The sequence below is a fragment of the Paraburkholderia sp. genome (assembly GCF_026225065.1).
In the GTDB taxonomy this organism is placed as follows: domain Bacteria; phylum Pseudomonadota; class Gammaproteobacteria; order Burkholderiales; family Burkholderiaceae; genus Paraburkholderia.
Genome location: NZ_JAMFSB010000141.1, coordinates 23,879 through 31,330, shown reverse-complemented (window position 1 = coordinate 31,330; position 7,452 = coordinate 23,879). Strand labels below are relative to the sequence as shown.

6 protein-coding genes and 1 pseudogene are annotated in these 7,452 nt (G+C 61.6%); 6 read left to right on the top strand and 1 reads right to left on the bottom strand.

Going from position 1 to position 7,452, the window contains the following annotated elements; genetic code table 11:
• From M0954_RS10940 to M0954_RS10920, 5 genes and pseudogenes are all read left to right on the top strand, one after another.
• Window positions 1–314 (top strand): annotated as a pseudogene (locus tag M0954_RS10940) (Na+/H+ antiporter); the annotation flags it as partial.
• Window positions 315–546: 232 nt separating this feature from the next.
• Window positions 547–1,506, top strand: a complete 960-nt coding sequence (locus tag M0954_RS10935) for a GlxA family transcriptional regulator (RefSeq protein ID WP_133893811.1) — start codon at window positions 547–549, stop codon at window positions 1,504–1,506.
• Window positions 1,507–1,593: 87 nt separating this feature from the next.
• Entirely contained in the window at window positions 1,594–2,349 is a 756-nt protein-coding gene (locus tag M0954_RS10930) for an SDR family oxidoreductase (protein WP_297353139.1), read from the top strand.
• Window positions 2,350–2,706: 357 nt separating this feature from the next.
• Entirely contained in the window at window positions 2,707–4,434 is a 1,728-nt protein-coding gene (locus M0954_RS10925) for an IlvD/Edd family dehydratase (RefSeq protein ID WP_122157505.1), read from the top strand.
• A gap of 17 nt (window positions 4,435–4,451) precedes the next feature.
• Window positions 4,452–5,375: a dihydrodipicolinate synthase family protein gene (locus M0954_RS10920; RefSeq protein ID WP_208297210.1), complete on the top strand. Its 924-nt coding sequence runs from the start codon at window positions 4,452–4,454 to the stop codon at window positions 5,373–5,375.
• Between the two features lie 187 nt (window positions 5,376–5,562).
• On the opposite strand, the gene M0954_RS10915 is transcribed toward M0954_RS10920, so the two are convergent.
• Window positions 5,563–6,057, bottom strand: a complete 495-nt coding sequence (locus M0954_RS10915; protein WP_297353137.1) for a hypothetical protein — start codon at window positions 6,055–6,057, stop codon at window positions 5,563–5,565.
• A gap of 677 nt (window positions 6,058–6,734) precedes the next feature.
• Between M0954_RS10915 and M0954_RS10910 the strand changes: the two genes are divergently transcribed.
• The gene (locus M0954_RS10910; RefSeq protein WP_185090149.1) at window positions 6,735–7,448 is read left to right on the top strand and encodes an OmpA family protein; all 714 of its coding nucleotides are present in this window, start codon (window positions 6,735–6,737) and stop codon (window positions 7,446–7,448) included.
• The last annotated feature ends 4 nt before the right edge of the window (window positions 7,449–7,452 follow it).

Sequence of the window (7,452 nt, the reverse complement as noted above, 5' to 3'; positions counted from 1 at the left end):
GGGCGCGCCTTGAGGCCGCGCAACTCGCTGCTATCCAACCGCTTGTGCACGATGCCCAAGGCCACGTCATTCACCCGCGTCTGCTCGAACAGTACAGCTACCGTGCGCGCATCACCGAAGCGCATCAACTCGAGGCCGAATTCCCCGCCGACGAGCGCGCCGCGCACTATGACGTGGTGTTGGCCGCGGTTGCAGCTGGGCGCACGGAGTTGTTGCGGATGCATCGATCAGGGTGTATCGACGATGACTTGCTCACTATCCTCGAGCACGATCTTGATCTGCAGGAGATTGCTGCGCAACACGGACGCGGCTAATTTGAGGTCCCGAATTGAGGTCCCGAAAACCCTCACCTTTGACGTAGTGCGTGCTATACACCCACTACGCAACGCGCAAAGTCCTGGGTATGAAATACTCCAAGGTGAGACTTTTCGGGATCACTGCAAGCGTGTGTCCAGACATCGGAGTCATCACACGAACGTGAAGGCCAAGTACCTGGAAATCCTCACCTTTTCGACGTAGACACAACATCATTCGAGGTCACATTCAATGCCAACCGTCGCCGTCGCGATCTTCCCCGGTGTGCAAGCGCTCGACGTCGCGGGACCCGTGGATGTCTTTTCGGAAGCAAATCAGTTTCTCCCCCCGGAAGCGCACTACGAAGTGACCTTGGTCAGCGCCGAGCCAGGTGCGTTGCGCGCGTCCAATGGAATGACGCTGGTCGCAGATCAGACCTTCGAAGAGGCCGCACAAGGCTTCGACCTGGCGCTGGTGGCTGGTGGCCCTGCCCTGCCCGAGCGCGAACCCGAGCCGCGCCTGACCGCCTGGCTTACCACCGTCGCCGCGCACTGCAAGCGCTACGGGTCGGTCTGCACGGGTGCCTTCGCGCTCGGTCATGCGGGTTTGCTGGATGAGCGCAGCGTGACGACCCACTGGCAACACGCCGCACAACTGGCCGCACAATTTCCTCATGCGCGCGTCGACTTCGACCGCATCTATCTGCGCGACGAGCAACTCGTCACATCAGCGGGCGTGACGGCCGGCATCGATCTCTCGCTTGCGCTCGTCGCCGAGGATCACGGGCCGCGCACCGCTCTCGCAGTCGCCAAGCGCCTCGTCGTATTTGCTCAGCGCCAGGGCGGCCAATCGCAGTTCAGTCCATATCTGACGGCGCCCGCGGATGAAACATCGGCGGTTGCCAAAGTGCAGGCGCACGTCATGGACCATATCGGCGAAAACTTCACAGTGAAGCGCCTCGCCGATGTCGCGGGCATGAGTGCGCGCAATTTCGCCCGCGTCTTCGTACAGGAGACCGGCGTGACGCCACACGAATTTGTCGAGCGCGCACGGGTGGACGCGGCGCGCAAGCTACTCGAGAGCACCCCCGCGGCGCTTAAGGCGATTGCCTACGACTGCGGGTTTGGCACCGCCGACCGCATGCGCATCGTGTTCATGCGACGCATCGGCACAACACCCATGCAGTATCGGGAGCGCTTCCGCTCGGCATGAACGGCGGCGCGACGCTGCAGACTCATGGTGCATCGTGAGAAAATCCTTAACCTCACCTCTTGCCTCAGGCGCTCGCCGCCGATCATCATGACCACATCCATTACTCGCGCCATCGTTACTGGCCATACACGCGGCGTCGGAGCGGCGCTTGCCGAACAGCTGCTCTCGCGCGACATAGCCGTGCTGGGACTTTCGCGTTCGCGCAACACAGCACTCGCGCAGCGTTTCCCACAGACACTCGAAGAAATCGAACTCGATCTGGCCGACCCTTCGCGGGTCGCGCAATGGCTCGCTGGCGACGCGTTGCGGCACTTCGTCGACGGTGCGCACAGCGTGCTGCTCCTCAACAATGCCGGTACGGTGCAGCCGGTGGGTCCCATTGAAACGCAAGACGCAGGCGCGATCGCGAGCGCGGTAGGCCTGAATGTGGCGACGCCATTGATGCTGGCGAGCGCTGTCGCCAAAGCAAGCGTGACAGCGAGCGACCGGCGGATCGCGCATATCTCGAGCGGTGCGGCGCGCAACGCCTATCCGGGCTGGAGCATCTACTGCGCAACCAAGGCCGCGCTGGATCACCACGCGCGCGCAGTCGTCCTCGACGCCAATCGCGCGCTACGCATCTGCAGCGTCGCGCCGGGCGTGATCGATACCGACATGCAAGCGGAGATTCGCGGTAGCGGCGAAGAACACTTCCCGTTGCGCGAGCGATTCGAAGAACTTAAACGCAACGGTCAGCTGTCTTCGCCTGAGGCATGCGCCACCCAATTGATCGACTTCGTCTTGAGCGATGCGTTTGGAGAAGTGCCGGTCGCGGATATCCGCGAGTTGACGCAGCGCAGTTGACACCTACGCGGCTTGCGGCGTCTGGCTCCCGAATATCCTCACCATTTCGGCTGCCGGCTCGCGGGCTCGCATCTTAAGCAGTGCGTCTCGATCAGGCAATTTCTTCACCATACGCCGCAACATCTTGCGACGCTGTCACGCTCCCGAAAATACTCACCTTTGTCCTGGCGTCGCCGTTTCGCGCCAGGCGCTCTCGCGTGAGGCGACGCGTCAAGGTCGAGCGAGGCAGGCTTCAGATATGGGGACACCCGCACTTTGATTGACGAACCTCCGGACCGCTCCTAAAGTTCATTGCAAACAGCACAGCAAGCGTCGCGTTGCAAAGACCTTGATTGAAGCGCATCAAAGGAGACACCCGTGAACAGTCCCGCCAGAAAACCACTGCGCAGCCAGGCCTGGTTTGGCAAAGCCGACAAGGATGGCTTCATTCACCGCTCGTGGATGAAAAACCAGGGACTGCCACACCATCTGTTCGACGGACGGCCGGTGATCGGCATCTGCAATACGTGGTCGGAACTCACACCCTGCAATGCCCATTTTCGGGAACTGGCCGAGTACGTCAAAAAGGGCGTCTACGAGGCGGGGGGGTTTCCGGTGGAGTTTCCCGTCATGTCGCTGGGCGAGTCGAATCTGCGGCCCACGGCGATGCTGTTTCGCAATCTGGCTTCGATGGATGTCGAAGAGTCGATTCGCGGCAATCCGATCGACGGAGTGATCCTGCTATGCGGCTGCGACAAGACCACGCCTGCGCTGCTGATGGGCGCAGCGTCGTGCAATCTGCCGACGCTTGCCGTCTCGGGCGGTCCGATGCTCAACGGCCGCTATCGCGGCCAGGCAATCGGCTCGGGCACCGGCGTGTGGCAAATGTCCGAGCAGGTTCGCGCCGGCACGATGAATATGGAGCAGTTCATTGAGGCGGAAAGCTGCATGAACCGCTCGCGCGGCCATTGCATGACCATGGGCACAGCGTCGACCATGGCCAGCATGGTCGAGGCGCTCGGCATGGGATTGCCGCACAACGCCGCGATTCCCGCCGTCGATGCACGCCGCCAGGTCCTGGCTCACATGGCAGGGCGCCGCATCGTGGAGATGGTCAACGAAGACCTCACGATGGACAAAATCCTGACGCGTGCGGCTTTTGAAAACGCGATTCGCGCCAACGCCGCGATCGGCGGCTCGACCAATGCTGTGGTGCACCTGCTGGCGATTGCCGGACGCATCGGCGTCGACCTGAAGCTGGAAGACTGGGAGTACGGCTCCGATGTGCCCTGCCTCGTGAACTTGCAGCCATCGGGCGAATTTCTGATGGAAGATTTTTACTATGCCGGTGGCTTGCCTGCGGTGCTGCGCGAACTGGGCCACGCGGAGTTGCTTCATCGAGATGCGTTGACTGTGAACGGCCGCACGATCTGGGACAACGTGAGCCAGGCTGAATGCTTCGACCGCAAAGTCATTTTCCCGATCGCGGAACCGTTCAAGGCGAAGGCCGGAATCGCGGTGCTGAAGGGAAACCTGGCGCCCGACGGCGCCGTGATCAAACCTTCGGCGGCAACGGCGGCGCTGCTGCAGCACCGCGGCCGCGCGGTGGTGTTCGAGAGCATTGAAGACCTGCACGCGCGGATCAACGACGAAAACCTCGATATCGACGCCAGTTGCGTCATGGTGCTCAAAGGCGCCGGACCGAAGGGCTACCCGGGCTTTGCCGAAGTAGGCAACATGCCGTTGCCGCCCAAGGTATTGAAGCAAGGCATTACGGACATGGTGCGCATCTCGGATGGCCGGATGAGCGGCACGGCCTACGGTGCCGTGGTCTTGCACGTCGCCCCGGAGGCGGCCGCGGGTGGCACGCTGGCGCTCGTGCAGGACGGCGACATGATCGAACTCGATGTAGCGGGACGCCGGCTTCATCTCGATGTAGACGACGCCGAACTAGCGCGTCGCAAGGCGGCCTGGCAAGCGCCGCCGGCCCCTCAGCGCGGCTGGTACAAGCTGTACGTGGATAGCGTCCAGCAGGCCAACCTGGGTGCCGATCTGGAATTTCTCGTCGGCTCGAGCGGCGCGGCCGTGCCGCGCGATTCTCATTGACCAGGCCGCTCGACAACATGCACTCGTCCAGCATCAGCGAACCTCAAATCGCAGGCATCTATCCGATTCTCTACGCGTATTTCGATCGTCACAACCAGCTCGATCGGGAAGCCATGCGCAGACAGATGCAGGCAGTCGTCGGGGCTCGCGCGCCCGGCGTCGCCGTGTTGGGACTGGCGACCGAGGTCAACAAGCTCTCGCGCCTCGAACGTGAGCAGGTCATCCAGTGGGCGATGGAGGATAGCGGCGGCGCGTTGCCCCTCGCGGTGACTGTAAGCGGCGCCTCGGTCGAGGCTCAACGCGAGCTGGCCGGCTTCGCGGTAGCGCAAGGCGCAAGCTGGCTCATACTGCAGCCGCCCTTGTTGCCACCGGGCGCCGCGCCCCAACCGGAAGCGTTCTATTTCGATTTCTTCGCCGCCGTGATGGACGGTTTCGATGTACCCATGGGCATTCAGAACGCCCCCGAATATCTCGGCGTGGGACTCTCGCCAGAAAGCCTCGAACGGCTCGCCATGCAATGTCCGAACTTTCGGCTGCTCAAAGGCGAAGGGCCATCGATCGTGCTCGCGGACACCATTGCACGCGTCGGCCACCTGATGCCGGTGCTGAACGGGCGTGGCGGTCTGGAGTTGCTCGACAATCTGCGCGCAGGTTGCGCCGGCATGATCGTGGCGCCGGACTGCTTCGACTGGCAACAACGTGTCTACGAAGCATTTGCGAACGGCGATGTGACTCGCGCTGAGGTGCTGTATCGCGAGGTATTACCCAGCATCGTATTCGTGATGCAATCGCTCGATACGCTTATCTGCTATGGCAAACGGATTGCCGCGTGGCGCATGGGTTTCGAGGTGCAGCACGATCGCGACACGAAGTTGCAGCCGAGCCGCTTCGGTCTCGAAGCGGCCCAGCGCTTTGCGCACATGCTCGGGCCGTTGCCGTGAGTGCCGGTTAGCCGGTCCGGTTCACGGCGTGCCGTGCGTCGTGACCCCATGAAAACCAGCTGCTTCACAGAGCGGTCAAGCGTTAGTGGCACGCTCACACCACGCTCCCGAAAAGACTCACCTTTCGCCTGCAGCGCGTCGCGACGGAGACAAGAAAACCTGCGTTGCTGGCACCCAGTGTCGCCGCTTACTGCGCCACGTCGTGCTGCGACGACTTCGCCGGCCGTCCTGTCTTGACCGTTTCGACAGCCGAAATCGCATCGAGCAATTGTGCAATCGGCACCCCTTCAAGCAGCAGCAGACCCGCGCGCAGCAACTCGCTCTTCTTGACGGCCACGCCCGAATCCAGACACTTCTGCTTGAGCGCTGCGAGCTTCTCGTAGTCAGACTTCGGCATGGTGAAGCTGTCGCGGACGACCTTCTCCTTCTTCACACGCTTTGCTTTTTGTTCTGCAGTAACGCCATCCGGCTTAGCTTCTACAGGCTTGGCCGGCTTCGCACGGGGAGTTTTCGGCGGGGCCGCCTTCGGCTTGACCGTTTTGGCCGCCCTGGACGCTCTGGCAGTCACCGCGGGCTTCTCCGGCGCCGCAGCGGGAGCAACGGTGGGCTTCGTTCTGCCATTTGCGCGACTCGATGCGGGAGTGGTTTCCTTGCTCGGTTTCCTGGTGCTGGGTGTGGCCATGGTCGTCTCCGGGTGAGAAATACGCAAAACAGTATATATCGTTTATCCCATTTCTCCATTGACGGGCAGTGAGCGCTCTTTCGGGAATGAAGTTGTCCACAGATTCTGTTCGCAAGGGTGTGCATAACTTGCGGGCAAACCACCCAAGTGGTTGAAACGCCTGAAGTTATGAGTCCGGCATCAGGGATGTGCAACGCACCCCTCGTCGAGAGGCGAATGAAGTTTGGGTTTGATCGGCAAGGTGATAAGCATGCCCAGGAAAATCCTCACCGAAGATCGTCGAAAGGTGAAGACGACACGAGCCTAAGGCCGCACCTCTTCGTTGCGAGCCGCGGCTCCCGAAAAGCCTCACCTTTGGGCGCGGCCGCAATTAATCTGCATTCCCAGGTAAGCCTTCAAACAGCAATTGCGATGTCACCAAGTTGAAGTCGCGACATGTTCAACGTCACTCCGCTTCCTGCGACGGCCCCCGAATATCCTCACCCTCGGCGATTCGGTCCCACCCGTTTAACCATTGTTTTCAATTGCTTCACGTCCAGCCACAGCGCTTGAGCCGAGAATCCGTAACACCACACACGTCTCGTTACAAACCGAGAGAGCTTGTCATATGCACTCTTTCTAGAATGCGCATGTGCCGATTTCAACCGTGGCGCCTCACAACAATCCGGAGTTGTCTCATGACGTTCCTACAATCACAACCGGTCGAAGACCGCGCGCGCTCCTCCCCTCAACGGGCCTCGTATTCACGCATGATGGTGCGCACGCTGGTCGCTGCAGCGGCGCTCGCCGCAACGGCGCCAGCCGCTTTCGCACAGGTCGTTCTTGTGCCGGTTCCTGGTCCGGTTCGCGAATATGCTCCGCCGCCGCGCCCTGGGTATATGTGGCACCACGGCTACTGGCAGTGGGAACACGGCCGCTATGTGTGGATGACCGGCGGGTGGATCACGCAGCCGCGTGTTGCGTACGGTGTGTATCCGGCAACGGTGCAACCCGCGCCTGAGCCGCCGCCACCGCCGCGCGTCGAGCGTCTGTCTGCGGACGCGCTGTTTCCTTTCGACCGAGGTGACGTCAACGACATCCGTCCTGCGGGTCTGGAAGACCTCTCGCAAATCGCGGCACGCCTGCGTGCGAATCCTTTCGGTCACGTCGAAGTACGCGGCTATACCGACCGGCTCGGATCCGATTCCTACAACATGGAGCTATCCAGAAGGCGAGCCGAAGCAGTCAAGGCGGTACTGGTCCAGCAAGGTGTGCCGGCGCAGAAGATCCGTGCCGACGGACTCGGCAGCCAGGACCCGGTGACCCAATGCGGCAATATGGATAACGCGGATCTGGTTCGATGCCTGCAACCGGATCGTCGCGTGGAGATCGTCACGTACGTGCGAGACTAACCCC

Coding starts and splice junctions, on each gene's coding strand:
- M0954_RS10935 (WP_133893811.1), top strand. CDS start 547: ATGCCAACCGTCGCCGTCGCGATCTTCCCCGGTGTGCAAGCGCTCGAC.
- M0954_RS10930 (WP_297353139.1), top strand. CDS start 1,594: ATGACCACATCCATTACTCGCGCCATCGTTACTGGCCATACACGCGGC.
- M0954_RS10920 (WP_208297210.1), top strand. CDS start 4,452: ATGCACTCGTCCAGCATCAGCGAACCTCAAATCGCAGGCATCTATCCG.
- M0954_RS10915 (WP_297353137.1), bottom strand. CDS start 6,057: ATGGCCACACCCAGCACCAGGAAACCGAGCAAGGAAACCACTCCCGCA.
- M0954_RS10910 (WP_185090149.1), top strand. CDS start 6,735: ATGACGTTCCTACAATCACAACCGGTCGAAGACCGCGCGCGCTCCTCC.